This window comes from Streptomyces sp. NPDC048185, from assembly GCF_043202495.1.
Lineage (GTDB): Bacteria > Actinomycetota > Actinomycetes > Streptomycetales > Streptomycetaceae > Streptomyces.
In genome coordinates this window covers 16663-42482 of the sequence record NZ_JBIDAN010000013.1, presented here as the reverse complement: position 1 = coordinate 42482, position 25820 = coordinate 16663, and the positions used below count along the sequence as shown (strand labels likewise).

The window sequence follows — 25820 nt, the reverse complement described above, 5'->3', positions numbered from 1 at the left end:
GTCCCAGGGCCGGCTCCCGTGCCGGTCGGACGGGGCGGTACCTCGCGGGCTGTGGTCAGGAGCTTTCCGCCGCCACGGCTTCGGCGGGAACGGCTTTCGTGGCCACGGCCTCGGCGGGAACGGCTTTCGCGGCCACGGCCTCGGCGGGCGCAGGGGCCGTCGGGACCGGTTCGGCCGGCGCCGGTCCGGTGGCGGACGGCCCGCCGGTGGCCGTCTCCGGTGCGGGGGAGGGCGTGACCGGCCCGGAGGCCGGCTCGCCGGCGGTGGCCTCGGTCTCCCCGGGCAGCGGCTTCGTCCCGGCGGGGACAGGCCTGGTCGCGAGCCTCGCCGTCCCCTCGGTGGCGACGGTGCGCGTCTCGACCGGGGTGCCCTTCGTCTTGATCAGGATCGTGTGCGGCCTGGCCTTCGCGGGCACCGCCGCCTGTTCACCGTCGGCAGGCGTCGTGCGCGGCGGCAGCAGGTCGAGGACCGCCTGCCGCTGCGCGTCGCTCGTCGCGTCGTCGTAGGGGTCCGGCGTGGCCGGTACCTGGAGCCGGTGCACCGGTCCGTGGCCGAGGCGCGCGTAGCCGCGGCCGGGCGGCACCTGGTCGACGGGTGTCGTGTGCGGGGCGGCGCCCAGCACGGCCGCCAGTTCGTCGGCCGTCGCCGGACCGAGCACCACCCGGGCGCGCGTGTGCTGCCGTACGGCGTCCACGAGACCGTCCAGCGCGTCCAGTTGGTCGGCGACGACCACCGTCACGTTCGCCGCGCGGCCGTGCCGCAGCGGAATCTGCAGCAGGGACTGGGGATCCCTGCGGCCGTCCGCGGCGGCGAGGTGCGTGAACGCGCTCGGCCGGTCCACGAGGACCCACAGGGGCCGCCGGGTGTCGTCGGGCGCCGGCCGGCCTTCCTGCCGGGCCCGGTTGACGGCGATCAGCCGGCGCTCCGTCTCGTGAGCGGCCCACTCGAGGCTGGTCAGCGCCCCGGCGAGGCCGCACTCGACGGCCAGGACGCCGTCGCGCCCGGTCAGGCAGGCGTACTCGCCGGTGCCGCCGCCGTCCACGATGACCAGGTCGCCGTGGTGCAGGGCCTGGAGGGCGATCGAGCGCAGCAGGGTCGAGGTGCCGGTCCCGGGCTGCCCGAGGACCAGCAGGTGCGGCTCGGTGGAGCGGATGCCCGTGCGCCAGACGACCGGCGGCACGTCCCGCTGCTCCTCGCCGTGGGTGAGCGGCAGCGTGCGCTGCACCCGCGTCGGGTCGGTGAAGCCCAGGACCGTCTCGCCCGGTGCCGTGACGAACCTCTGGGCGGCGATGTCGGTGGGCAGCGGCGGGAGGACGGCGACGGTGAGGTGGTTGGCCTCCTCGTCCCACGTGTAGTGGTACTCGCGGCCCCGGCCGGCCTTGGCGGTGAGCAGGTGCTCGATCCGCGCCCGGGACTGGGCCTCCCCGTCGGTGAAGTACGCCGGGTAGCGGATCACCAGCTCGGTGACCCGGCCGGCGTCGTCGAACTCGTGGGCCGGGAACGCCTTCTCCCAGGGGCCGCCGTGGACGTAGAGCGGATCGGGGTCCTCGGGGATCGAGAAGTAGGGGACCAGCGCCTCGTAGAGCGACGTGAGGCGCTGGACCTGCGCGTCGTCGGGGCCCTGGGGCCCCGGCGGTGTGCGGTCCCTGCCCTGCCACGCCGCCGCCGTCATCAGGACGATGACGGCGATCAGCGGGCCGTACGGGGCCAGTGCCACGACCAGGATCACGGAGGCCACCAGGAACAGCAGCGCACCGCGCCGGTCCTTGGGGGTCTCGGTCCATCTGCGCCGGGCGGCCGAGGCCAGCCGGCGCAGACCGCGCCCGATCGTGATGAGCGGCTGGAGGACGTCCGTGGCGCTGTCGGCCGCCGTCCGGGCCAGCTCCCGGCTCCGGGCGAGCTGCGCGCCGCCGTTGCTCAGAATGCGGGGGAGGGGCCGCCGGGCCACTGCTGCCTCCAGGGAGTCCGTACGTGCAGGTTTCGGGCGGGGCGAGCCGTCAGAACTTGATTCCGCCGAGGAGGCCCGCCAGGCTCTCGCCGCCCGCTCTGATGCTCGGGGCGATGGCCGTGCTGGCGAGGTAGAAGCCGAACAGGACCGCGACCAGCGCGTGCGAGGCCTTGAGGCCGTCCTTGCGGAAGAAGATGAAGACGACGATGCCGAGCAGGACCACGCCTGAGATCGAGAGGATCATGTGAGTTCTCCTGGTTCGCGGGGACAGTCACCATGAGTACTTCCAGGCTCACAGGATGTATCCATACGATTAAAGGTGCAAATGGAGGAATTTTCATGAATTTGCCCCGTGTGGCGGAGCGGTCCCCGGGCCGGCCGCGCGCGGGGGTTGCGCCCGGCCGGGTCCGTGACGATCTTTGCCTCGGGCGCGTCCGCTCATGTGCGGCGCGAGCCAGTACCCTGGCGATTCACTCGTACGGCCGCACCGCTCGCGGCCGTGCGCACACGCAGTCCCCGACGTTTCGAACGTCCGTGAGTGAGAGGTGGTCCGGCCGATGAGTGAAGCCCCCGACCCCGAGGTCGTGGAGCTGGCGACCAAGATCTTCGATCTGGCCCGGCAGGGGCGGGCCGAGGAGCTGGTGGCCTATGTGGACGCCGGCGTTCCGGCCAACCTCACCAACGACCGGGGCGACTCCCTCGTGATGCTCGCCGCGTACCACGGGCACGCCGAGGCGGTCCGTGCGCTGCTGACCCGCGGCGCCGACGTGGACCGGGTCAACGACCGGGGCCAGACCCCGCTCGCCGGTGCCGCCTTCAAGGGGGAGACGGACGTGGCCAAGGCGCTCCTCGAGGCCGGCGCGGACCCGTCCGCGGGCACCCCGTCGGCGGTCGACACGGCGCGGATGTTCGCCCGCACGGAGCTGCTGGAGCTGTTCGGGGTGGCGTGACCCCTGGCTGATCCACTCCTGGTGCAGCGCGCTGACCAGGGAAAACACGACAAACGGGGGAGGCGGTACGAGGCCGCCGAAATTTCGGTCGCGGCAGATGTGACCGCCGGGTCATCATGACGACGTGGTTCACGGACGCGATGGATGGGCAGGTGTTGCCGCACCGCGCGGGCCGTGATGCGGCCCGCATGGGCCACCGACGAGAGGCAGAGAAACATGGTTCACGGCAAGCAAGAGACGGCGGGCGCTCCGACGTGTTGTCACGCGGCCAGGTAACGCGTGGTTCCCGGTTGCGTCGACGCTTGATGTGAGGCTGTTTCCCATGTTCGATCCGGTCATAGCGCCCAGCGGTACCCTGCTCGGCCTGCTGCAGCGGGGTCGCGGCGACGGCACGCTGCACGCGCTCACCGCCCCGCGGGCCGAGGCGCTCGCGGCGCTGAACCACTGTGTGCTGCGCGATCCCCGCCACGACTGGCAGGTGGAGAACCGCTCCCTGTACTACGCCCGCCTCTACCTCGACCTCAACGGCGAGCTGGACGCGATCGAGACCCACCTCTTCGACCCCGAGGACGTCCTCGACTCCGACGAGTCACGCACCGGCCTGGCCCTCGCGGTCCTCGGCCACCTCGCCTCCTACGGCAGGCTCGACGCGCTCCAGCTGCTGCGCCGGTACGCCGCCCACGGCGTCAACTGGGCCTGGGCCCTGGACGAGCTGGCGCTGCGCGACGACGACGCGGGGCTGCGCGCCCTCGCCGCCCCCGTACTGGCCCGCTTCCCGCGAGATCCCGAGGGCGACGCCGAGCTGGCCGCCGCCGTGCGCGACGCCTTCGAGCCCAGGCCCTGGCGGCTGTGGGCGGAGGACGCCCGCGAATCGGTCGCCACGCGCGTGCGTGCCGCCCACGAGGCGGGCTGTTTCGACCGCTGGCAACGGCAGATGAGTCCCAGCGGGCCTCGTCCGGGCTGGAGCGTCCAGGCCGTGTTCGAGTGGGCCCAGCAGGGCGTGGAGCGCGGCGCCGCGCTCCACGTGCCCGCCGCCCGCTGCCTCACCGCGGTCGCCGGTCCCGACGACCGGGCCGAGATCGTCGAGGCCGCGCGGTCCGGCACCGAGGGCGCCCGCTGCACGGCCCTGCGCTATCTCGCCGACTGCGACGACCCCGAGGTCCTCGGCCTGATCGAGGGCGCCGTGATCACCGGCCCGGCGCCCGTCGTGGAGGCCGCCGTCGCCGCCTTCGAGCGCATGCGCAGCCCCGCCGCGGTCGACCGGGCGCGCGGCTGGGCCCACCGGCCCGACGCCCTGGGTGCCGCCGCCGGGCGCGTGCTCGCCTGCCGGGGCGGCGCGCAGGACAGCGAACTCGTCCTCGCCGCACTCCGCGAGGCGGTGCGGGGCGAGGGCCCCGACGCGTCCACCCTGTGGACCCTCGTGGACGGCACCGGGCGGCTCGGCATCGCGTGCGCCGCCCCCGTCCTGCGCCACATCTACCGCGAGACCGCCTCCTCCCATCTACGTGGCCGGGCCGCCCGCGCGCTGGCCGCCACCGACCCGTCCTTCGCCGCCGGTTTCGCCGTCGAATGCCTGTGGGACTGCGAGGAGACGACGCGGGAACTGGCCGCCCGCTACGCCGAGACCGGCGACAACCGCGTCGTCGAACGGCTGCGCAGGCTCGCCGCCGATCCGGCCGAGGAGGACGAGGTCCAGACGGCGGTCCGCAGCCGCTTCGGCCCGGACGCGCCGGCCGTGTGAACCCCGGCCCGCCCGGACCGGCCGCGCACCGCACCGAGTGACGCCGGGCCCGGTCGGGCGGGATGGGCGCCGGCCGGGTGACACCCCGGCCCGCCGGGGCGGGATGCGCGCCGCGCCGTAGGGCGCCGGGCCCGCTCCGGCCGAATATGCGCTCCGCCGTGGGACGCCGCTCAGGTCGGACACGCGCCGCCCGGTAGGACGCCGGGCCGGGCGACGGCGTGCGCCCCGTGAGGACGCGCGCGGTGTGGTGCGCCGGGTGGCGGTGCGACCCCGGGTGGACGGCGAGGTCGGCGCCGAGCCCGGGTGGACGGGACGGAACCAGGAGTGCGAGCGGGGCTCGGACCGCGGGACAGGCCGGGGCACGGTCCGCAGTGCGTGCACGAGACGGGCCTCGTGGGGCGGACCGGTGCGGGTGATGCCGGGGCGGCCACGGCGGGACGGCAACGTGCACGGGACGTTCCTCGTCCGGAAAGATCGACGTTGACGCGAGCACGTCCGGTCCGGCGACAACACGGGTATGCGTGTCGTCATCGTGACCGAGTCCTTTCCCCCCGACGTGAACGGCGTGGCCCACTGTGCGCTCCAGACCGCCCGGCACCTCGTCGCCCGCGGTCACGACTGCGTCGTCGTCGCACCGGCCACCGCAGCCTCCGAGGCGGCCGACTCCCTCGCGCCCTGCCCCCTCGTCCGGATCCCGTCCCTCCCGCTCCCCGGCTACCCCCAGGTCCGCGTCGCCCTGCCCAGCAGGCGTGTCGCCGCGGCCATCGCCGAACACCGCGCCGACCTCGTCCACCTGGCCGGACCCTTCGTCCTCGGCGTCCGGGGCATGGCCGCCGCGGCCCGGCTCGGCGTGCCCGCCGTGGCCGTCTACCAGACCGACCTCGCCGGTTACGCCCGTACCTACATGGGGGCGGGCGAGGCGGCGGCCTGGCGGCGCATCCGCTCCGTGCACACCGCCGCCGACCTCACCCTCGCCCCGTCCAGCGCCGCCCTGCGGGACCTGACGGCGCACGGCGTGCCGCGGGTGACGCTGTGGCCGCGCGGCGTGGACACCGTCCGCTTCCGGCCCGGCCGGCGCGACGAGACGCTGCGGCGCGAACTGGCGCCGAACGGTGAGCTGATCGTCGGCTACGTCGGACGGCTCGCCCCCGAGAAGCAGGTCGAGCTGCTGTCCGGTGTGTGCGGACTGGACGGCGTGCGGGTCGTGGTCGTCGGGGACGGGCCCAGCCGCTCCGCCCTCGGACCGGCGCTGCCCGGGGCGGTCTTCCTCGGCAGCCGCACCGGAGACGACCTCGCCCGGATCTTCGCCTCACTGGACGTCTTCGTGCACACCGGCCCCTTCGAGACGTTCTGCCAGACCGTGCAGGAGGCGATGGCGAGCGGCGTGCCCGTCGTGGCGCCCGCCGCGGGAGGCCCCCTGGACCTCGTCGCCCACGGACGCACCGGGCTCCTGGTGCCGCCGCGCGACGCCGCAGCCGTGCGGGACGCGGTGCGGTCCCTGGCCTGCGACCCGGCGCGGCGGGCCGCGTTCGGAGCGGCGGGCCGGGCGGCGGTCGGGCAACGCACCTGGGCCGCCGTCGGGGACCTCCTGATCGGGCACTACGGCGACATCCTGGAGGCCCGTGAGGCGGTGGCGGCGGCATGAGCGGCCTGCGGATCGTCCGCCTCGCCAACTTCGTCACCCCGGCGTCCGGCGGCCTGCGCACGGCACTGCGCGAGCTGGGCAAGGGCTTCCTGACGGCCGGACACGAGCCCGTGCTCGTCGTCCCCGGCGCCCGTGCCGACGACCGGGAGACGGAACAGGGCCGGGTGATCACCCTGCCCGGGACCCTCGTGCCCGGAACGGGGGGCTACCGCGTCCTGACCGACCGGCGACGGGTCACCGCGCTGCTGGAGGCGCTGGCACCGGACCGCCTGGAGGTGTCCGACCGCACCACGCTGCGCTGGACCGGCAAGTGGGCCAGGCGCTCCCGGGTGCCCGCCGTGATGGTCTCCCACGAGACGGCCGACGGGGTGCTGCGCACCTGGGGCCTGCCCGAGGCGGCGGCCCGGAGTGCCGCCGACGCCCTCAACGTCCGCACGGCGCACACGTACGCGCGCGTGGTGTGCACCACGGAGTACGCCGAGCGGGAGTTCGTGCGGATCGGCGCCCGCAACGTCGTACGGGCGCCGCTGGGTGTGGACCTCGCGCGGTGCCGTCCGGCGCTGCGCGACCCGGCGCTGCGGGCCCGCCACGCGCGCCCCGGTGAGATTCTGCTGGCGATGTGCTCCCGGCTCTCCGTGGAGAAACGGCCCGGCACGGCGCTCGACGCGCTGGCCGCGCTGCGGCGGCACGGCCGGCGGGCGGTGCTGGTCGTGGCCGGTGACGGCCCGCTGCGCCCCCGGCTCGAGCAGCGGGCGCGGGAGCGCGGCCTGCCGGTGACCTTCCTCGGGCACGTCGCCGACCGGGCGTCGCTCGGGGCGCTCCAGGCGTCCGCCGACGTGTGCCTGGCGCCGGGGCCGGCCGAGACGTTCGGACTGGCGGCGCTCGAGGCGATGGCCTGCGGCACGCCCGTGGTGGCGAGCGCGTCGTCCGCGCTGCCGGAGGTGATCGGCTCCGCCGGGGCCGTGGCCGCCGATCACGGGGAGGCCTTCGCACGGGCGATCGGCGCACTGCTGGAGAGTCCGGAACCGGCCCGGCGGGAGGCGGCGCGCGCACGGGCGGAGTGCTTCGGCTGGGACGCGGCGGTCGAGGCGTTCCTGGCCGCGCACGACGCGACCGTCCCGGCACCTCCCGTGCTGCCGCGGGCCGTGCCGGGGGACGGGCCCGGCACGCGGCCCTGGGCGCCCCGGTGACCGGAAGGGCGGCCCCCGGCGGCCGAGGGCACCCGTGACGCACTGATCGTCGCGGCTGAGACACCCCCTGCCGGCCGGCCACACGGTCGCAGACCGCGTGGTCCGCCGCCGCACCGGCCGCCCGCGCTCCTCGCGGGCGGGTGCGGCGCCACGCGCGGAAGGCGCTCCTGCCCCCGGTCCCGGTGCGCGGGTGCCGCCGTGTCCGCGTCCGCCGCCACACCAGCCCGGCGCCTCACGGTCGGCACCCGTCGCGGGCGGGTGCGTTCGCCACGCGTGCGGAAGGTGTGCCCGGCCCAGTCAGGGCGCGTGGGTGCCGCCGTGTCCGCGTCGGCTGCCGCACCGGCCCGGCGCCTCACGGTCGGCACCCGTCGCGCGGGGTAGGTGCGACTGCCCCGGTCCGCGCCCCGTCGGTGCCGCCGCATCCGCCCCCCGGCACCGCCCTGGGCCCGCGGCGGCGTACGGCGACCGCCGGGCGACGGGTGCGTGCCGGGTGCTCCCCGAGCGGACGTCAGATCACGCGGTACTGCTCGTCGCGGGCGTCGGTGAGGAACATCTGCCCCGGGGCGTGCGTGATGGCGAAGGGCGGGCGCGAGGCCGTCACCACCGCCTGCGGGGTCACTCCGCAGGCCCAGAACACCGGGATGTCGCCCGGCTCCGTGTCCACCGGGTCCCCGAAGTCGGGCCGCCCCAGGTCGCCGATGCCGAGCGCCGAGGGATCGCCGCAGTGCACCGGGCTGCCGTGCACCGCCGGGAGCAGGCTGGTCTCGTGGATCGCCGCCGACAGGTGCGCGGGCGGCACCGGGCGCATGGAGACGACCATCGGGCCGTGCAGCCGTCCCGCCGGACGGCACTGGCGGCTGGTCACGTACATGGGCACGTTGCGGCCCTGCTCCACGTGGCGGATCGGCACGCCCGCCGAGGTCAGCGCCCACTCGAAGGTGAAGCTGCAGCCGATCAGGAACGACACGAGGTCGTCCCGCCAGTGCGCGCGCACATCCGTCGGCTCCTCCACCAGCTCGCCGTCCCGCCACACCCGGTAGCGCGGCAGGTCGGTGCGCAGATCCGCACCGTCGGCGAGGGCGGTGGTCCAGCTTCCGGCGTCCGTCACGTCCAGTACCGGGCAGGGCTTCGGGTTGCGCGTGCAGAACAGCAGCATGTCGTACGCCCAGTCGGCGGGCACCGAGATCAGATTGGCCTGGGTGTGGCCGGCCGCGACGCCGGCCGTGGGGCCGGTCAGCCCGTCCCGGAAGCGGGTGCGGGCCGTCCCCGGACTCCACGCGTGCGCGTGCTCGTCGACGAGGACGACCGGACGGTCCTCGGCCACACGGTGCGAGTGATTCATGCCAGTTCCTTCCCGCGGGTCTCCGGCAGCCCCAGCAGTGCCAGCGCCGCGATGCCGTAGCCGAGCGCGCCGAACACCAGCGCGCCGCCCACGCCCCAGCTGTCGGCCAGAAAACCGACCGTCGTGGGGAAGACGGCGCCCACGGCGCGCCCGGTGTTGTACGTGAAGCCCTGTCCGGCGCCCCGCACCGCCGTCGGGTACAGCTCGCTCAGGTAGGAACCGAAGCCGCTGAAGATCGCCGACATGCAGAAGCCGAGCGGGAAACCGAGGACCAGGAGCAGGGTGTCGGCACCGCTCGGGATGTTCGCGTACGCCAGGATGCAGACCGCCGACAGCAGCGCGAAGAGCCGGATGTTGCGCTTGCGGCCCAGCAGGTCGGTGAGGTGGCCGCCGGTGAGGTAGCCGAGGAAGGCGCCCGAGATCAGGAAGGTCAGATAGCCGCCGGTCCCGACGACCGACAGCTCGCGCTCGTCCTTCAGATACGTCGGCACCCAGGTGGCCAGGGTGTAGTAGCCGCCCTGGACGCCGGTGGAGAGCAGGCTCGCGAAGAGCGTGGTCCGCAGCAGGCCGGGCCGGCCGGCGGTGCGCGGCCGGAAGATCGCCGTGAACGAGCCCCTGCCCGGGTCCCGCACGCGGGCCGCGGCGGCCTCGGGCGCGTCGTGGACGCTGCGCCGCACCCAGACCACGAGCAGCGCGGGCAGCGCACCGGTCCAGAACATGACACGCCAGGCCAGGTCGTCGCCCGCCACCGAGAACACCAGTGTGTAGACGATCACCGCCAGCGCCCAGCCCGCGGCCCACGCGCTCTGGACCGCGCCGAGGGTCCGGCCCCGGTGCCGGGCGCTCGCGTACTCGGCGACCAGGATCGCGCCGACCGCCCACTCGCCGCCGAAACCGAGGCCCTGCAGCGCGCGGAAGACCAGCAGCGTCTCGTAGTCCGGCGCGAAGCCGCAGGCCACCGTGAACACGGCGTAGGTGATCACGGTGAGCAACAGGGCCCTGACCCGGCCCACCCGGTCCGCGAGAACGCCCGCGAGGGCGCCGCCGACGGCCGAGACGACCAGGGTGACCGTGGTGAGCAGACCGGTCTGCCCGCTGTCCAGACCGAAGTAGGCGGCCAGCGCGACCATGGTCAGGGGCAGCGTGAAGTAGTCGTACGAGTCGAGGGCGTAGCCGCCGAACGCGCCGCCGAAGGCGCGGCGACCCTGTGGGCCGAGGGCGCGCAGCCAGCCGAACGGGCCGCCGGCGGAGGGGTGTCCGGCGGTGCCGGCGCTCGTGTCGGCGGGCAGGGCCCGGGGTGGAGGGGTCGTACTCATGGGCACCTCGCAGGGGAGGACGGAGGGTGCTTGTCGAGTGAGCCGGTCGGTGCGGCGGCGCGGTGGGACGGTGAGCGGTCGGGCGCCGCGCGGGAGCACCTGGAGGCACCGTAGGGGATCGTTCAACGATCCCTCAATACCCATGTTGTTTCGTTCTGGCATCTGCGATTGAATTCCGGGCATGGCAGAGCAGTTGACGGGACTGGCCGACGACCGTGCCCTCCTCGGGCGGACCAGCACCGCGGAGCGCGTCTCGGACATCCTCAGGAGCCGCATCGCGGACGGCTACTTCCCGCCCGGGACGCGTTTGTCCGAGGACAGCATCGGGGGAGCCCTCGGCGTCTCCCGCAACACGCTGCGCGAGGCGTTCCGGCTGCTCACCCACGAACGCCTGCTCGTCCACGAGCTGAACCGCGGTGTCTTCGTCCGGGTCCTGACCGTCGAGGACGTCGAGGACATCTACCGCACCCGTGCCCTCGTCGAATGCGCCGTCGTCCGAGGTCTCGGGGAGCCGCCGTACGGGCTCGACGGCGTCGCCTCGGCCGTCGAGGACGGGCGGCGCTCGGCCCTCGAAGGTGACTGGAAAGGGGTGGGTACCGCCAACATCCACTTCCACCGGGAACTGGTCGCCCTCGCCGGCAGCGAACGCACGGACGAGCTGATGCGCAGCGTCTTCGCCGAACTGCGCCTCGCCTTCCACGTCGTGGACGACCCGCGGCGCCTGCACGAGCCGTACATCGCGCGGAACGCGGAGATACTCGAGGCCCTCCGGGCGGGAGAACGCGAGACGGCCGCCCGGCTGCTCGCCGTCTACCTCGAGAACTCACTGGAGCGGGTCGTGGACGTGTACCTGCGGCGGGTCGGCGACGACGGCACCGCCACCGCCTGAGGGACGGCGGGCCCGGGCGCGCGGCCGGTGCGGACGGCGGTGGTTCTGCGTCGTTTGGGTCGTTGTCGGACCGAGGACCTAGTCTGTGCACCGTGACTTCGCCTGCATCGACGGACAGCGTTCCGCCCCAGCTCAGCGCGGGACCGCGCCCTGCCCCGGGCCCGGCCGCCGACGAGGGACTGGCGCGGCGGCTGCGCGCGCTCGCCTGCACGGCGCCGCTGCACGACCTCGACGCGCGCAAGGCCAACCTCGCGGGCGAGTACTCCGTGTACGGCATGGCGGAGGTGGCCCTCGCCGCCATCGACCTCGTCACCCTGAACATGGACTTCGACACGGGCGCCGACCACGACCAGATAGTCGCCCGGCTCGTCCCGCGCGTCGCCGCCCAGGCCCCGGCACGGTCCGCCGCCGAGCACGAGCGGGTGGCCCGCTGGGTCCTGGAGAACCTGATCAACGTCGGCAGCGTCGACCGCGGCTTCCGCGCCGTGTACGGCACCTTCGAGCCGGACGGCACCTACGTGCGGCGCGACTACGACTTCAAGCTGCTGGAGGAGGTCCCCGGCCCCGGCGGGACGGTCTACCTGCGCACCACCGACGAAGCGGTCAACGTCCTGGTCGGCGCCCTGGACACCGACGTCACCAGCGCCCAGATCGCCGCCGAGGTCAAGCTGGAGGTGCTGATCAGCCGCGGCAGGCTCGCCGACGCCCAGCTCGCCGCCGAACAGGCCCGGTACCGGACCGTGCAGTACTCCGAGACCCTGCGCAAGGCCCTGGACGCCACCCGGCGCAACGTCCGCGCGGTCGACTGGCTGAGCGCCGTCCCCGACATGATCGCCGAGGCCCTGGACCACGTCGCCGACCGGTACCGGCACGAGAACGCGATCCTCACCAACATCCGCAAGGCCCGCGACGAGACCGAGGAGCCCGAGCACAAGCGCCGCGCCGCCGAGCTCGTCGACATCGTCAAGGACTGCATCCGCCGCCACACCCAGCTCCAGTCCCGGCTGCTGGAGGCCGGCCCGCTCTTCCGCGCCGAGCAGGACCGGCAGGCCTTCGCCACCCCCCTGACGACCTCGGGCCTCGACCTGTACGGGCACCTGGTCGCCCCCGTCCTGCCGCTGCCCCTGGAGCAGGCGCTCCGCGCGACCGACGCCTTCTTCGCGCACGGCACCGGTCTGCGCACGCCCGTCTCCGTACGGGTCGGGGACCTCGTCGACATCCTGCTGACCCCGCCGGTGGAACGGGAGCACCTGGGCGCCGAGATGCCCGAGCCCGACCTGATCGCCACCCCGGACGACAGCCGCTTCAGCGAGGAGCAGCTGGCCCGGGCCATGGAACTGCTCGACCTGCCGCACGACGCCCCGCGCCGCCTGTCCGGGCTGCTGGCCGACGCCCGCGCACAGGACCCCGACCTGCCCTACCTCGTCGCCCTGCTGGCCGTGCACGCGGCCAGCCCTCCGGTCGGCACCGCCTACCGGCAGGGCGAGCCCAAGCTGCTGTTCGCCGTTGACGACGGCACCGAGCTGGACGATCCCGAGTTCGGCGGCGCCGACCTCATCGTCGGCACCGCGCTGCTGGACGCGGCGGGGATGGCGGCGGACCGGACGGAGGCCGCGTGATCGGCGCCGGACCCTGCGGGCGGCCGGCCGGGCAGCGCCGGCAGGGCACCACCCACCAGCACAGCACCACCCACCAGCACAGCGAGGAGCACCGACCGTGACCGAGCACGTCGACCGGAGCGAACCGGAGGCGGGTGCCCCACCGGCCACCGCGGCCGTCACGCCCGCCGACGCCGCCGACGCGGCGCGGCTCGTGGCCTTCGGTCTCCAGCCCAAGCTGCTCCCCGCCCGCGACCAGGAGTACGCCGACCTGCTGCGCCGGTACCGCGAGGACCCGCCCTTCGCCCGGCTCGCCGACGCCGTGGCGGCCGGCCTGGGGCTCGTCGTCCTCGAGGTGTCCCCGCGCGCGGGCATGGCCGTGACCGCCGCCGAGGACTCGGTGTTCGCCGTCCGCATGGGCGACTACGCGCGCCGCGCCGCCACCGACTCCGGAGACCGCTTCCTGCACGGCCTCGCCCACCTCGCCGTCGCCGCCATGGCCTACCCGCGCCCCGAGGACCTCGCCGACGACGGCTACATCGGCCGCGTCACCGTCAACGGCGTGGACGCCTTCGTCCGCCAGGCCTGCCGGCGGCTGGAGGAGCGGGCCGAGCAGCAGGGCGAGAACACCGACCCGGCCACCGACGCCCCCGGCCTGGAGGCGGCCTGGCGGATCTGGGCCCGGCGCAGCGCCACCGGCGCCACCAAGGACGCGCGCAGGCTCCCCGGCTCCACCACCGGCATCGTCGGCAAGGCCGCCGCGTTCCTCACCGAGTCCGGCTTCCTCCAGCGCACCGGCGACGACAACGGCGGCACCTACCGCACCACCGCCCGCTACCAGCTCCAGGTGCGGGACATGGCGGGCAGCGCCGCGATGGCCGAGCTGCTGGAGCTGGGCGTCGTCCCCGTCACCGACGGCACGGCGACCCTCCTGCCCGCCGAGGACACGGAGGACCTGGAGCTGGTGGCCGACGCCGGACTGCCGTTCCACTCGTCCTGAATCCCGCCCCTCCATCCCGACACACGCCCCCGCCACGCCACCCACGTCCCCGACTTCACGAAGGCTTACGAGAGTCCGCCATGTACGAGCTGTCCCGGGTCCGCCTCTACTCCATCGGGCCCGCCGGTGCGCGCTACGCCGACACCGTGCTTGACCTGCGCGGTGTAGGTGAGCCCGTGCCCCGTCCCGCGCCCGCGCAGGCGGAGTTCTTCGAGGAGGAGCCCGTCGGCCCGCCGCGCCGTCCCGCGCCCGCCGGCGTGCTGTTCCTGGAGAACGGCGGCGGCAAGTCCGTCCTGCTCAAGCTGATCTTCTCCGTGATGCTGCCGGGCCACCGCAACACCCTGGGCGGCGCCAGCTCCGGCGTGCTCCGCAAGTTCCTGCTCGCCGACGACTGCGGACACGTGGCGCTGGAGTGGCAGCACGTGCAGACCGGCGAGTGCGTCGTCGTCGGCAAGGTCAGCGAGTGGCGGGGACGACAGGTCTCCAACGACCCGCGCAAGTTCGCCGAGGCCTGGTACTCCTTCCGGCCCGGCCCCGGACTCACGCTGGACAACCTGCCCGTCGCCGAGGCCACCTCCGTCCGCCCGCCCGTCGAGGGCGTCTCCGGCGCCCAGGGCCGGCGGCGCACCATGAAGGGCTTCCGGGACGCCATCACCGAGGCCGGGAAGGCCTACCCGCACCTGGAGGTGCACTGGGAGGAGATCCACGACCGCTGGATCGAGCACCTCGGCGACCTCGGTCTCGACCCCGAACTCTTCCGCTACCAGCGCGAGATGAACGCCGACGAGGGCGAGGCGGCCGGCCTGTTCGCGGTCAAGAAGGACTCCGACTTCACCGATCTGCTGCTGCGCGCCGTCACCGACACCCGGGACACCGACGGACTCGCCGACCTGGTCGGCGGCTTCGGCAACAAGCTGGGCCGACGCGCCGAGCTGATCGCCGAACGCGACTTCACCGCTGGGTCCGTCGACCTCCTCGGGCGGATCGTCGAGGCCGCCGACGCCCGCACCCGCGCGCGTGACGTCCACACCGGCGCCGAACGCCGCACCAGGACCCTGGCACGCAGGCTCTCGGCGCGCGGCGCCCGGGAGCGGGCCCGGACGGCCGACCTCGCCCAGCGGGTCACCGCCGCCGCCTACGCCGTCACACACGCCGAGTCGGCCCGCGACCGCAGCGCGCTCATCGCCGCCGAACTCGCCTACCGGCACGCCTCGCTGGCCCTGACGGCCGCCGAGAAGTCGGCCGCCGCCCAGAAGCGGGAGCTCGCCGACGCGCGCACCCTGCACTCCGCCTGGCAGGCCGCCGAGGCCGTTCTGCGTCACCGCGCCGCCGCCGACCGCGTCGCCCGCGTGTCCGCCGCCATCCAGGAGGCCGAGCGGGACGCCGCGCCCGCCCTCGCCGCCCGCGCCAAGGCCGCCGTCGAGCTCGTCCGCGCCCTGCAGGCGGCGGCCACCAAGGCCGAGGACCACGCCAACGAGGAGGAGGAGCGCTCCGCCGCCCTCCAGGACGTCGGCGACGCCGCCCACCGGGACTCCACCGCCGCCGCCACCGAGGCGCAGCGCGCCCGCAGCGAGGCCGGGCACCTGCGCCAGCGGCTGACCGAGGTCGAGCAGGAGACCGCCGAGGCGGTCCGCGCCGGCTGGCTCGACGACAGCGCCCCCGACGCCGACCCCGCCCGCGCCGCCCTCGCGGCCAGCGACGCCGAGAAGACGACGGTCGCCGCCTGGGACACCGCCCGCGAGGCCGCCCGCCGGGCCACCGAGCACGCGCGCGAGGCGGCCGCCGCCGAGACCCGCGCCGAACTGACCGCGGCCCGCGCGGCCGACGCGGCCACCGCCGCCGAGCGCGCCCACGAGGCCGAACGCCGCACCGCCGAGGCACTGGCGGCCGAGGACCGGCTCGCGGAGCTGCTCGGCCTGGCCGCCCGGCCCCGTCCGGGCATCCCCCAGCCCCGGCAGGACGAGGACCACGACCGGCCCGCCGACGCGCCCAGGACGGCCGACGGTGCCCTGACCGCCGAGGAACTCGACCGCTTCGCCGACGAGCTGCGCGAGCTGCTCGACGACACGGTCTCCTCCGCCGAGCGCCAGCTGTTCGAGCTGCGCACCGCCGCCGCCGACGACTCCCGCATCCTCGGCGCCCTCGGCGACGGCGGACTGCTGCCGCCCGGCCCGGACGTGCTGGCCACCGTGGAGTTCCTCGGCGAGCACGGCATCCCCGCCCTGCCCGGCTGGCGCTACCTGGCGCAGGCCGTCGACCCCGCCGACCACGCGCGCGTGCTGGCCGCCCGGCCCGAACTGGTCGACGGCGTGATCATCACCGACCCCGACTCGCACACCCGCGCCCGGGCCGTCCTCGGCGACGCCGCCCTGCTGCCGCGCTCCGCGGTCGCCGTCGGCACCGCCGCCGCCCTGCTGGCACCCACCCCGGCCCCCGGCACCGGCACCGAGGACGTCTTCCTCGTACCGCCGAACCCCGCCATGCACGACGAGCACGCCGCCGACGAGGAGCGGCAGGCCCTGCGCGCGCGGGCGACGGAGCGCGACGAGGAGATCCGCACCCTCGCCGCCCGCCTCGGCAAGGACCGGGAACTGGCGGCCCGGCTCGCCTCCTGGCGCACCGGCTGCCCCGCCGGACGCCTCGCCGAACTGGCCCGGACCGCGGAGGAGGCGCGGGCCTTCGCCGAGGAGACCGAGGCCGAGCTGACCGAGGCCCGCACCGTGCGCGCCGAGGCCGAGGAGAGCGCCGCCGAGGCCGTGCACCTGCGCGACGAGCGCCAGGAGGCCGCGCAGAAGGCCCGCCGCGCCGCCGACGCCCTGGCCGGACTCGCCTTCCGGCTGCGCGAACGCGCCGGCTGGCAGGCGAGGCTGAGGGAACTCGCCGACGAGGGCGCCGAGGCCGAGGCCCGCGCCCAGGTCTGCCTGGAGCGGGCCCGCGCCGCCGACGAGGACCGCCGCGCCGCCCAGCGCGCCGCCGACGACGCCCGGCGCACCGCCCGCGCGCTGCGTGCCGAGCGCTCCGAGATCGCGGGCGCCCCCGACGACGTACCCGAGTACGCGCCCGGGAACGCGACGGGCGCGCCGAAGGCGTCCCTGCCGGACCTCCGCGAGGCCTACCGTGCTGCCTCCCAGGTGTACGAGAAGGTCGGTGTCGGCGCCGACCTGCGCGCCGAGCAGGCCCGCGCGGAGAGCGACGAGAGCGCGGCACGCGCCGAGCTGGACCGGCTCAGCAACAAGGTCCGCACCCGGGCCGCCCAGCTCCTGGAGTCGCCCGACGGTTCCGACGGGCCCTCCCGGCAGGCCGCCGCGGCCCGCGCCGAGGAACTGGTGCAGCTCCTGGAGACCCGCATGTCGACCGCGAGCGAACAGCTCGGCCGGCTGCGCGGCGAGGCGGAGCGGCACGCGCCCGAGGACGGCGACACCCACACCGAACTCCCCGAGGACCTGGTCCCGGCCGACGCCGAGCACGCCCAGACCCTGCTGCGCACGGCCACCGCCGAACTCGCCTCCCGCACCGAGGCGCTCACCCAGGCCCGCGACGCCCACGCCGAACTGCTCGACGCGCACCGCGCCGCCGAGGACGCGGCCGGCGGCTTCGACGAGATCGCCGCGATGCTCCGCGACCTGCTGCGCGAACCCGCGTCCGACGACGAGACGGAGGACCCCGAGCCGTACCCGGGGAGCCTGGACGAGGCCCGGCAGTCCGCCGCCGAGGCCCGCCGGTTGCTGCGCGGCTGCGCCGCCGACCTGTCCGCCGCCGAGGCGGCCGTCCGCGAGGCGAGCGACATCCTCGTCCGGCACGCCAACTCCACGCGCTACGAGCAGGTCCGCACCCCGGCACGGCAGCAGATCCGCGAGCTGCCCGCCTCCGCGCTGCCCGAGCACGCGGGCAAGTGGGCGGACGCCTTCGCGCCCCGTCTCAGGGTCCTCACCGACGAGCTCGCCCAGCTGGAGCGCAACCGGGACTCGATCGTGGACCGGCTGCGGGGACTGGTCGAGTCGGCCCTCGCCACGCTCCGCTCCGCCCAGCGGCTCTCCCGGCTGCCCGAGGGCCTCGGCGAGTGGTCCGGGCAGGAGTTCCTGCGCATCCGCTTCGAGGAGCCCGACCAGGCCACCCTCACCGAGCGGCTCGGCGAGGTCGTCGACGAGGCGACCAGGGCCGCCGTGAAGAAGAACTCCGACCTGCGCCGCGACGGCATGTCCCTGCTGCTGCGCGGCGTCGCGGCCGCCCTCCACCCCAGGGGCGTCGCCGTCGAGATCCTCAAGCCCGACGCCGTCCTGCGCGCCGAGCGCGTCCCCGTCGGACAGATGGGCGACGTCTTCTCCGGCGGCCAGCTGCTCACCGCGGCCATCGCCCTGTACTGCACGATGGCCGCGCTCCGCAGCAACGACCGGGGCCGCGACCGGCACCGGCACGCCGGCACCCTGTTCCTCGACAACCCCATCGGCCGCGCCAACGCCACGTACCTGCTGGAGCTCCAGCGGGCCGTCTCCGACGCGCTCGGCGTGCAGCTCCTGTACACCACCGGCCTGTTCGACACGACCGCGCTGGCCGAGTTCCCGCTGGTCATCCGGCTGCGCAACGACGCCGACCTGAGGGCCGGCCTGAAGTACATCAGCGTGGAGGAGCACCTGAGGCCGGGGCTGCCCCAGCAGGCCCCGGCCGGCGAGGGCGAAGCCGTGCACAGCGAGATCACGGCGACCCGGATGTACAGGCGGCCCGCCCCCGACCGTTCACCCGCCTAGCGGTCCGCCCGGATCGGGTCCGGCCCGGCCGTCGTCTCCGAGCCGCCGCAGGAGCCACTCGTGGAAGACGGCGATGTGGTGCTCGTTCGGCACCAGCACCCCGCCCGCGCGGTACGCCCGGGACGACATCGCCGGCTGGGTCCGCTCGCAGGCTGCAAAGTCCTGCGCGTTGACCCGGTGGAACAGTTCCACCGACTTCGACAGGTCCGCCCCGGACGCCACCACCTCGGGCGCGTACAGCCAGTCGCACTCGACGACCGTGCGGTCCTCGGCCAGCGGGACCATGCGGTGCAGGATCACGTGGTCGGGTACGAGGTTGACGAAGACGGTGGGCTTCACCGTGATCGCGTAGTAGCGGCGGTCCTGGTCCTCCGCCACGTCGGGCAGCCTGCCGAAGCCCTCGCTGCCGTCGACGGTGAAACCCCGGACGCCCTCGCCGAACTCGGCGCCGTGGCCCACGTAGTACTGGGCCGCGTAGCCCTCGGCGAACTCGGGGAGCACCTCGGTGAGTTCGGGGTGGATCGTGGCGCAGTGGTAGCACTCCATGAAGTTCTCGACGATCAGCTTCCAGTTCGCCTTCACGTCGTAGGTGATGCGCCGGCCGAGTGCGAGGTCCTCGGTTCCGTAGTGGTCGACGGCGGCCGGGTCCCCGAGCCGTTCGACGGCGGCGCCCCGCACGGTCTCCTCGAAGGAGGGCGGTTCGTCGGCCAGGCACACCCAGGCGTAGCCGAGCCACTCGCGCAGGGCCACCTCCACCAGCCCGTACGCGGTCCGGTCGACGTCCGGCATGCTGGTCAGGTTGGGCGCGGCGATCAGCCTGCCGTCCAGGTCGTACGTCCACGCGTGGTAGGGGCACTGGAGGCTGCGGCGCACCTCGCCGGACTCCTCCAGGCAGATCCGGGCCCCGCGGTGCCGGCAGATGTTGAGGAAGGCGCGCAGCGCGCCCTTGCGGTTGCGGGTGACGATGACGCTCTCGCGGCCGACCTGGACGGTGCGGAAGGCACCGGGCCGGTCGAGGTCGGCACTGCGCACGGCGCAGAACCACATGGCCTCCAGGACGTGCCGCTGCTCCTGGCGGAAGACCTCCGGGTCGGTGTAGTAGCGGCCCGGCAGCGTCGCGACGAGGCTGGGCGAGCCGGGGCGGTGGGCCGGGGAAACGGGTGTCGTCGTCACATGCGTCTCCTGTGTCTCTGGCGGGCGCGGCGGCGAGGCGGGAGGAGCGGGCGCAAGGCGGGGCCGTCCACGGCCGGCTCACTATCGGCGGATGCGGGTCATCTCCGGGTCGAACAGCGGCTCGTCGGCGACGGTGGCGGGCACCTTCTCGCCGAAGTACTCCACGTGCACACCGGTGCCGCTGGGCAGGCCGGACGGCAGCCAGGCGTACGCGACGCAGCGGCCGAGGCTGTAGCCGTAGGAGGCGCTGGTGACGTAGCCGGCGGGGGAGCCGCCGACGTACACCGGCTCCTTGCCGAGGACCACGGCCGCGGGGTCGTCCAGGAGGAGGGGGGTGAGGCGCCGGGCGGGTTCGCCCGCGTTCTCCAGCGCGGTCTTCCCGGTGAAGTCCTCCTTGTCCATGCGGACGGCGAACCCGAGGCCTGCCTCGAAGGGGTTGTGCTCGCCGGTCATGTCGACGCCCCAGGCCCGGTATCCCTTCTCCAGGCGCAGCGAGTTGAAGGCGGACCGCCCGGCGGCGACCACGCCCAGCTCCCGTCCGGCCTCCCACAGCGTGTCCCAGAGCCGCAGTCCCAGGTCGGCGGTGGTGTACAGCTCCCAGCCGAGCTCGCCCACGTACGACAGGCGCATCGCCGTGACGGGGACGAGGCCGACGTAGGTCTCCCTGGCGCGGAAGTAGCCGAACGCCCCGTGCGAGAAGTCGTCGGGGGTCAGGGGCTGGACGAGGTCGCGGGCGAGCGGGCCCCAGACGCCGATGCAGCAGGTGCCGGAGGTGACGTCCCGGACGTGCACTCCGTCGGGCGCGTGGCGCAGCAGCCGGTCGAGGTCCGCGGGGGTGTTGGCGCCGACCTGGAAGCGGTCGGGGGCGAGGCGCGCCACGGTGAGGTCGGAGCGGACGCCGCCGGCCTCGTCGAGGAGGAGCGTGTAGGTGACCGCGCCCGGCTTCTTGCGGAGGTTGTTGGTGGTCGCCCGGTCCAGGAAGTCGAGGGCGCCGGGTCCGGTGACCTCCAGGCGGCGCAGGGGGGTCATGTCGTACACGGCGACCCCCTCGCGGGTGGCCCGGGCCTCCGCCGCCGCGATCGGGGACCAGTGGCGGGCCGACCAGGCATCGCGCTCGGGCAGGTCCGGTCGGGTGACGAGGCCGGCGTTCGCCTCGTACCAGTGGGGCCGCTCCCAGCCTCCGGCCTCGAGGAAGCAGGCGCCGAGCTGTTCCTGGCGGGCGTGGAACGGGCTGACCCGTAGGGGGCGTGGCCGTTCCATCGGCTGGAGCGGGTGCACGACGTCGTACACCTCGACGAACTGCTGTGAACCGCGCTCACGGATGTACGCCGGTGAACGCTGCGCTTCCGCGAACCGCGTGAGCTCGCATTCGTGGACGTCGAGGGACGGCCGGCCGTCGACCATCCACTCGGCGACCGCCTTGGCAACCCCCGCGGAGTGCGTGACCCACACGGCCTCGGCCAGCCAGAAGCCCCTCAGGTCGCGGGACTCGCCGAGGACCGGCATGCCGTCGGGGGTGAAGGAGAAGACGCCGTTGAACCCCTGGTCGATCTCGCAGTCGCGCAGGGCGGGGAGCAGCCGCCGGCAGTCCTCCCAGCTCGGTGCCCAGTCCTGCGGGGTGAAGGGCAGGGAGGACGGCATGTCGAGGTCCCGGGCACGGGCCTCGTCGTAGGGCGGAACCGCGAACGGGTCGACGGGCAGGGGCTTGTGGGCGTAGGAACCGATGCCGATGCGGTCGGTGTGCTCGCGGAAGTACAGGTCCCGGTCCTGGAACCGGAGGATCGGGCGCGTCGCCTCCGCGGTGGCCCCGCGCAGCTGGGGGAGCGGCCCGGTCGTCGCGTACTGGTGCGCGAGTGGCTGCAGCGGTACGTCGACCCCGGCCATGTGTCCGACGACCGGGCCCCAGAAACCGGCGGCGGAGACGACGTGGTCGGCGGGGAAGGTGCCCCGGTCGGTGACGACGCCCGTGACGTGGCCGCTGTGCCGTTCGATGCCGGTCACCGTGTGGCGGTCCAGGAAGCGGGCGCCTCGCGCGCTGGCCCGGCTCAGCTGCGCGCGGGCGGCGTGGAGGGCGCGGGCGAGGCCGTCGTCGGGGGTGTGGAAGCCGCCGAGGACCACCGACTCGTCGATCAGCGGCCAGAGTTCCTTGCACCGGGCGGCGCTCACGACCTCACCGCGCACGCCCCAGGAGGCGGCGAGGCCGGCCCTGCGGTGCAGGTCGGCGAGGCGTTCCGGGGTGGTGGCCAGCTCCAGGCCGCCCACCGGGACGAAGCAGGGGACGCCGTCCGCCTCCAGGGAGCCGAACTTCTCGACGGTGTACCGGGCGAACGCCGTGAGGGTCTTCGAGGGGCTGGTGCGGAACACGAGGCCCGGCGCGTGCGACGTGGAACCGCCGGGCGCGGGCAAGGGGCCCTGTTCGAGAACGGTGACGTCGGTCCAGCCGCGGGCGGTCAGTTCGTCGGCGAGCGAGCAGCCGACGATGCCGGCGCCGATGACGACCACGCGGGGGGAACCGTGTGCGGGGGTGCTGGACATGCCCCTCCTTGCCGGAGCGAGTGTGCCGGAGCGGGTGAGCCGCAGCGGGATGGGCCGGGGGTGCGATGGGCCGGCCGGGGCAGCGTGAAACGCGGGGCGGGCACGGACGTTTCGAGGAGGTCCGTGGGGCACACCCCGCAGTGCGGCGCGACCACAGCTACCTTCCCGGGCCTTGGACCCGGGACGACGAGCGTCCGGTCCTCGGCGGGTGCGCCCCTCTTCACCGCGACCACGGCACGGACCTCGTGGGGCACGACCAGCTCCTCCGCTGTTGCGCGTTGCACGATGGGTTGCGCGATGAGGAACATAGTGAGAACGCCACCGACGGGCCGTCAAGGGGCGCGGTCCAACCCTTTGGCAAAGGGCGCGCCGCGTACGGAACACGGCGGAACGCACCGCGGCGCGGGACCGGAGGGCGGGGGATTCCCCGGGACCCTCGGGTTCCGCGCCGCGGTCGCCCCTGGCCGGTCCGGCCGGGTCAGTCGCCGTAGCCCATGCGGTGGGACAGTTCGATCCCCGCCGCCAGGGCGCGCTTCGCCAGCTCCGGCAGCCGGTCGGGGCTCAGCCGGTACACCGGGCCCGAGACGCTGATCGCCGCGATCACCCTGCCCTCGTGCGAACGGACGGGCGCGGCGACGGCGGCGAGGCCGATCTCCAGCTCCTCCTGGGTGATGGCGTACCCCTCCTGGGCCACCGTCTCCAGCTCGCCGCGCAGTGCCGCCGTCCCGGTCACGGTGCGCTCGGTGAACCGGTGCAGCGGGCGGGCCAGCAGACCCTCGCGCAGGGTGGGCGGCAGATGGGCGAGGAGCACCTTCCCGCTGGCGGTGGCGTGCAGCGGCGTGCGGCGGCCGAGCCAGTTCTGCGCCGTCACCGAGGCCGTGCCGCGGGCCTGCATGATGTTGACCGCGGCGTCGTCGTCCAGCACGGCGATGTTGGCCGTCTCCCCGAGCTCGTCGGCGAGTTCGCGGCAGACCGGCACGCCCTCCTGGGAGATGTCCAGACGCACTGCCGCCGCCCCCGCGAGGCGCAGTACGCCGGCACCCAGGTAGTACTTGCCGCGCTCCTTCTCCTGGGCCACCAGCCCGCGGTTCTCCAGGACGCCGAGCAGCCGGAACGCGGTGGACTTGTGCACGTCCAGCTCGTCGGCGATCTCGGTGACGCCCGCTTCGCCGTGGCGGGCCAGGATCTCCAGCACGCTCACCGCCCGGTCCACCGACTGGACCGAGCCCGCAGCGCCTCTGCCGCTCTGCTTTCCCGGGGATCCCGGGTGCACCGGTCCCGCCGCGCTCGCCACCTGGTCGTCACCGTGCTCGGACTGCTTCTGCGTGCGGGTCATGGCTCAACTCTCACCACCTGGCCGCCCCGTTCGGGCCGCATCTGCGGGAAACCCTTGACGTCACGGTTGCCCGACCGGATTCTGTTGCGCACAGCGCTTGTCAGTGCGTCATGTGAAACATCATGTTACCGAAGAGTCCGGAACCCGGAAGGGTACGCGGCCCGAGCGGAGCGCGCGCCGTCCCCGAGGGCGCGCTTTCCCCCGGGCCCCGCGTTCCGGGCCGAGAGGGGGCCCCATGATTCCCGTCTGCCGCCTCGAAGACCTCCCCGAGGGCGAGTCCGTCCGCATCGCGACGGCCCCGCCCATCGCGGTCTTCCGCACCGACGACGGCGAGCTCTACGCCATCGACGACACCTGCACCCACCAGGACGCCTCGCTCTCCGAGGGCTGGCTGGAGGGCTGCCTGGTCGAATGCCCGCTGCACGCCGCCTCGTTCGACCTCCGCACGGGGCTGCCGACCTGCCTGCCCGCCCGCCGCCCGGTGCGCACCCACCGCGTCAGCGTCGACGACGGCGTGGTCCACGTCCATGTCACCGCGGAGGAGGGAAGCGCCGCATGAGGACGGTCACCGTCGTCGGCGCCTCGCTCTCCGGCCTCTACGCCGCCAGGGAGCTGCGCGCCCAGGGGTTCGACGGACGACTGGTGATCATCGGCGACGAACCCCACCGCCCCTACGACCGGCCTCCCCTCTCCAAGGACTTCCTCACCGGCCGCGCCGACGAGGACCGCCTCGCCCTCACCGACGCCGAGGAGAGAGCCGGACTGGACGCCGAGTGGCTGCTCGGCGTCCGTGCCCGTGGCCTCGACCCCCGCGGCCGTACCGTGCTGCTCGGCGACGGCCGCACCGTGTCCACCGACGGCGTCGTCATCGCCACCGGCGCCTCCGCCCGGCGCCTGCCCGGCGACGGCCTGGCCGGCGTCCACACGCTGCGTACCCTGGACGACGCCCGCGCCCTGCGCGAGGAACTCACCCGAGGCCCGCGCCGGGTCGTCGTCATCGGCGGCGGGTTCATCGGCGCCGAGACCGCCTCCTCCTGCGCCTCCCTCGGCCACGCCGTCACCGTCGTCGAAGCGGCGGCGCTCCCGCTTGTCCCGCAACTCGGCACCGAGATGGCCGCCGTGTGTGCCGCGCTGCACCGTCGCGGCGGCGTGGAACTGGTCACCGGGACGTCCGTGGCGGCGCTGCACGGCACGGCCGCCGTCACCGCCGTGGCTCTCTCGGACGGCCGCAGCCTCCCGGCGGACGTGGTGGTGACCGGCATCGGCGCCGCCCCCAACACCGGCTGGCTGGCGAACTCCGCGCTGGCCCTGCACGACGGCGTCCTGTGCGACGGCGGGTGTGTCACGGCCCTGCCCGAGGTGGTAGCCGTCGGCGACGTGGCCCGCGCCGGCGGCACGCGCGCGGAGCACTGGACGTCCGCCACGCAGCAGCCCCGGGTCGCCGTGACGAACCTGCTCGCCGGGCGCACCGTGGAGAGCCTGAGGCCGGTGCCGTACTTCTGGTCCGACCAGTACGGCGCACGCATCCAGTTCGCCGGCCGGCGTCAGGAGGGCGACACCGTCCGGATCGCCGAGGGCGGTCTCACGGACGGGGCGCCCGCGGAAGACGGCTTCCTCGCCCGTTACGAACGGGACGGCCACACGACCGCGGTGCTCGCCGTGGACCGGCCGCGCCCCTTCGTGCGGGCCCGGCGCGAACTCGCCCGGCCGGCGCCCCCGGTGCGGCCCGCCGTGCGATGAACGCACCTCTGGACCCGCGGACCGGAGGCAGAGGACCGGCACGGCCGATCCGTACCGCCGTAACGACCGCTCAGGGATGTGACAGCTGCCCCGCGCCACCGCGCCCGCGTATCCGCTCCTGGGCGCGCTCGGCGGTCCGCTCCTGCCGCCGTGCCCGGCGCCGCTCGCGCCGCATGGCCCGCGCGGTGCTGTTCGGCATCGACACCACGCCGTGGCGCTGGTTCCAGACCTGACGCGTCACCCACACGTCGAGCACACCCCAGGTGGCGACCACCGTGCCGGCCACGCTGCCGATCACCATCGGGAACGCCAGCCATGATCCGGCCATCGTGCACAGGAAGGCCACCATCGCGAGGATCAGCGTCACGGCGACGACCAGCACCGCACGCACCGCGGCCGTACGCACCGGATCCGGCAGCCGGCGTCGCCGCGCCGGCTCGTCCGTCCACAACTGCCGGTAGGCGGGCTGCGGTTCCCCCCGTCTGCCCTGATCCGACCCCTCAACGGCGCGCCCCGGCGCCGGAATGTCGTGATCCGGCACCCCCGGGCCCGCTCCCGTCGCCGGTCCGGCCGCCCCGGCGTCCCTCGGCGCCCTGCGCCGCTCCGCCGTGCCCATCACCATGTCACTCCCCACCGCCTGCAGACCGCTCGTCCGCGTCCGAAGACCCGGCT

18 protein-coding genes are annotated in these 25820 nt (G+C 74.8%); 10 read left to right on the top strand and 8 right to left on the bottom strand.

All coding sequences use genetic code 11. The features are described from left to right. Nucleotides 1–55: 55 nt before the first annotated feature. Complete coding sequence (locus ACGF3H_RS30160; protein ID WP_362496415.1) at nt 56–1948, bottom strand: hypothetical protein; 1893 nt, start codon at nt 1946–1948, stop codon at nt 56–58. 49 nt (nt 1949–1997) lie between these two features. Further along, entirely contained in the window at nt 1998–2192 is a 195-nt protein-coding gene (locus tag ACGF3H_RS30155) for a hypothetical protein (RefSeq protein ID WP_161166034.1), read from the bottom strand. A gap of 313 nt (nt 2193–2505) precedes the next feature. On the opposite strand from ACGF3H_RS30155, the gene ACGF3H_RS30150 reads away from it, so the two are divergent. From ACGF3H_RS30150 to ACGF3H_RS30135, 4 genes are all read left to right on the top strand, one after another. Continuing rightward, a complete protein-coding gene (locus ACGF3H_RS30150; protein WP_362496411.1) occupies nt 2506–2898 on the top strand; it encodes an ankyrin repeat domain-containing protein in 393 nt (130 codons plus the stop codon). Between the two features lie 322 nt (nt 2899–3220). Then, the gene (locus ACGF3H_RS30145; RefSeq protein WP_362496408.1) at nt 3221–4639 is read left to right on the top strand and encodes a HEAT repeat domain-containing protein; all 1419 of its coding nucleotides are present in this window, start codon (nt 3221–3223) and stop codon (nt 4637–4639) included. 517 nt (nt 4640–5156) lie between these two features. Then, the gene (locus ACGF3H_RS30140; RefSeq protein ID WP_393585674.1) at nt 5157–6284 is read left to right on the top strand and encodes a glycosyltransferase family 4 protein; all 1128 of its coding nucleotides are present in this window, start codon (nt 5157–5159) and stop codon (nt 6282–6284) included. Then, nucleotides 6281–7474 (top strand): glycosyltransferase, encoded by a 1194-nt coding sequence (locus ACGF3H_RS30135; RefSeq protein ID WP_362496402.1) that lies wholly within the window; start codon nt 6281–6283, stop codon nt 7472–7474. The genes ACGF3H_RS30140 and ACGF3H_RS30135 overlap by 4 nt, the downstream gene beginning before the upstream one ends. 508 nt (nt 7475–7982) lie before the next feature. On the opposite strand, the gene ACGF3H_RS30130 is transcribed toward ACGF3H_RS30135, so the two are convergent. Then, nucleotides 7983–8816 (bottom strand): putative hydro-lyase, encoded by an 834-nt coding sequence (locus ACGF3H_RS30130; protein ID WP_362496399.1) that lies wholly within the window; start codon nt 8814–8816, stop codon nt 7983–7985. After that, nucleotides 8813–10132, bottom strand: a complete 1320-nt coding sequence (locus ACGF3H_RS30125) for an MFS transporter (protein WP_362496396.1) — start codon at nt 10130–10132, stop codon at nt 8813–8815. The genes ACGF3H_RS30130 and ACGF3H_RS30125 overlap by 4 nt, the downstream gene beginning before the upstream one ends. Before the next feature lie 181 nt (nt 10133–10313). Between ACGF3H_RS30125 and ACGF3H_RS30120 the strand changes: the two genes are divergently transcribed. The 4 genes from ACGF3H_RS30120 to ACGF3H_RS30105 all read left to right on the top strand — a co-directional run bounded on the left by ACGF3H_RS30120 (nt 10314) and on the right by ACGF3H_RS30105 (nt 18364). Continuing rightward, the gene (locus ACGF3H_RS30120; RefSeq protein ID WP_362496393.1) at nt 10314–11021 is read left to right on the top strand and encodes a GntR family transcriptional regulator; all 708 of its coding nucleotides are present in this window, start codon (nt 10314–10316) and stop codon (nt 11019–11021) included. 92 nt (nt 11022–11113) lie between these two features. Then, a complete protein-coding gene (locus ACGF3H_RS30115) occupies nt 11114–12640 on the top strand; it encodes a hypothetical protein (protein WP_362496390.1) in 1527 nt (508 codons plus the stop codon). 97 nt (nt 12641–12737) lie between these two features. Further along, a complete protein-coding gene (locus tag ACGF3H_RS30110) occupies nt 12738–13619 on the top strand; it encodes a hypothetical protein (RefSeq protein WP_362496387.1) in 882 nt (293 codons plus the stop codon). A gap of 80 nt (nt 13620–13699) precedes the next feature. Further along, on the top strand, nt 13700–18364 hold the full coding sequence (locus ACGF3H_RS30105) for a hypothetical protein (protein ID WP_362496384.1): 4665 nt from the start codon (nt 13700–13702) through the stop codon (nt 18362–18364). On the opposite strand, the gene ACGF3H_RS30100 is transcribed toward ACGF3H_RS30105, so the two are convergent. The 3 genes from ACGF3H_RS30100 to ACGF3H_RS30090 all read right to left on the bottom strand — a co-directional run bounded on the left by ACGF3H_RS30100 (nt 18353) and on the right by ACGF3H_RS30090 (nt 23408). Continuing rightward, on the bottom strand, nt 18353–19537 hold the full coding sequence (locus ACGF3H_RS30100; RefSeq protein ID WP_362496381.1) for an aromatic ring-hydroxylating dioxygenase subunit alpha: 1185 nt from the start codon (nt 19535–19537) through the stop codon (nt 18353–18355). The two genes, ACGF3H_RS30105 and ACGF3H_RS30100, sit on opposite strands and share 12 nt — an antisense overlap. Nucleotides 19538–19618: 81 nt before the next feature. Then, nucleotides 19619–22072, bottom strand: coding sequence for an FAD-dependent oxidoreductase (locus tag ACGF3H_RS30095; RefSeq protein ID WP_362496378.1), 2454 nt, complete (start codon nt 22070–22072; stop codon nt 19619–19621). 478 nt (nt 22073–22550) lie between these two features. Beyond that, the gene (locus ACGF3H_RS30090) at nt 22551–23408 is read right to left on the bottom strand and encodes an IclR family transcriptional regulator (protein WP_362496375.1); all 858 of its coding nucleotides are present in this window, start codon (nt 23406–23408) and stop codon (nt 22551–22553) included. A 235-nt stretch (nt 23409–23643) separates the two neighbouring features. On the opposite strand from ACGF3H_RS30090, the gene ACGF3H_RS30085 reads away from it, so the two are divergent. Both ACGF3H_RS30085 and ACGF3H_RS30080 read left to right on the top strand, forming a co-directional pair. Continuing rightward, on the top strand, nt 23644–23967 hold the full coding sequence (locus ACGF3H_RS30085; protein ID WP_362496372.1) for a bifunctional 3-phenylpropionate/cinnamic acid dioxygenase ferredoxin subunit: 324 nt from the start codon (nt 23644–23646) through the stop codon (nt 23965–23967). Further along, nucleotides 23964–25148, top strand: coding sequence for an FAD-dependent oxidoreductase (locus ACGF3H_RS30080; protein WP_362496369.1), 1185 nt, complete (start codon nt 23964–23966; stop codon nt 25146–25148). Before ACGF3H_RS30085 ends, ACGF3H_RS30080 begins: the two co-directional genes overlap by 4 nt. A 70-nt stretch (nt 25149–25218) precedes the next feature. On the opposite strand, the gene ACGF3H_RS30075 is transcribed toward ACGF3H_RS30080, so the two are convergent. Beyond that, on the bottom strand, nt 25219–25770 hold the full coding sequence (locus ACGF3H_RS30075) for a hypothetical protein (RefSeq protein ID WP_362496362.1): 552 nt from the start codon (nt 25768–25770) through the stop codon (nt 25219–25221). Nucleotides 25771–25820 lie beyond the last annotated feature (50 nt).

Excerpts from the sequence above, each read along its gene's own strand:
- ACGF3H_RS30155 (WP_161166034.1), bottom strand. The coding sequence starts at position 2,192 with ATGATCCTCTCGATCTCAGGCGTGGTCCTGCTCGGCATCGTCGTCTTC.
- ACGF3H_RS30150 (WP_362496411.1), top strand. The coding sequence starts at position 2,506 with ATGAGTGAAGCCCCCGACCCCGAGGTCGTGGAGCTGGCGACCAAGATC.
- ACGF3H_RS30145 (WP_362496408.1), top strand. The coding sequence starts at position 3,221 with ATGTTCGATCCGGTCATAGCGCCCAGCGGTACCCTGCTCGGCCTGCTG.
- ACGF3H_RS30140 (WP_393585674.1), top strand. The coding sequence starts at position 5,157 with ATGCGTGTCGTCATCGTGACCGAGTCCTTTCCCCCCGACGTGAACGGC.
- ACGF3H_RS30135 (WP_362496402.1), top strand. The coding sequence starts at position 6,281 with ATGAGCGGCCTGCGGATCGTCCGCCTCGCCAACTTCGTCACCCCGGCG.
- ACGF3H_RS30130 (WP_362496399.1), bottom strand. The coding sequence starts at position 8,816 with ATGAATCACTCGCACCGTGTGGCCGAGGACCGTCCGGTCGTCCTCGTC.
- ACGF3H_RS30125 (WP_362496396.1), bottom strand. The coding sequence starts at position 10,132 with ATGAGTACGACCCCTCCACCCCGGGCCCTGCCCGCCGACACGAGCGCC.
- ACGF3H_RS30120 (WP_362496393.1), top strand. The coding sequence starts at position 10,314 with ATGGCAGAGCAGTTGACGGGACTGGCCGACGACCGTGCCCTCCTCGGG.
- ACGF3H_RS30105 (WP_362496384.1), top strand. The coding sequence starts at position 13,700 with ATGTACGAGCTGTCCCGGGTCCGCCTCTACTCCATCGGGCCCGCCGGT.
- ACGF3H_RS30095 (WP_362496378.1), bottom strand. The coding sequence starts at position 22,072 with ATGTCCAGCACCCCCGCACACGGTTCCCCCCGCGTGGTCGTCATCGGC.
- ACGF3H_RS30090 (WP_362496375.1), bottom strand. The coding sequence starts at position 23,408 with ATGACCCGCACGCAGAAGCAGTCCGAGCACGGTGACGACCAGGTGGCG.
- ACGF3H_RS30085 (WP_362496372.1), top strand. The coding sequence starts at position 23,644 with ATGATTCCCGTCTGCCGCCTCGAAGACCTCCCCGAGGGCGAGTCCGTC.
- ACGF3H_RS30080 (WP_362496369.1), top strand. The coding sequence starts at position 23,964 with ATGAGGACGGTCACCGTCGTCGGCGCCTCGCTCTCCGGCCTCTACGCC.
- ACGF3H_RS30075 (WP_362496362.1), bottom strand. The coding sequence starts at position 25,770 with ATGGTGATGGGCACGGCGGAGCGGCGCAGGGCGCCGAGGGACGCCGGG.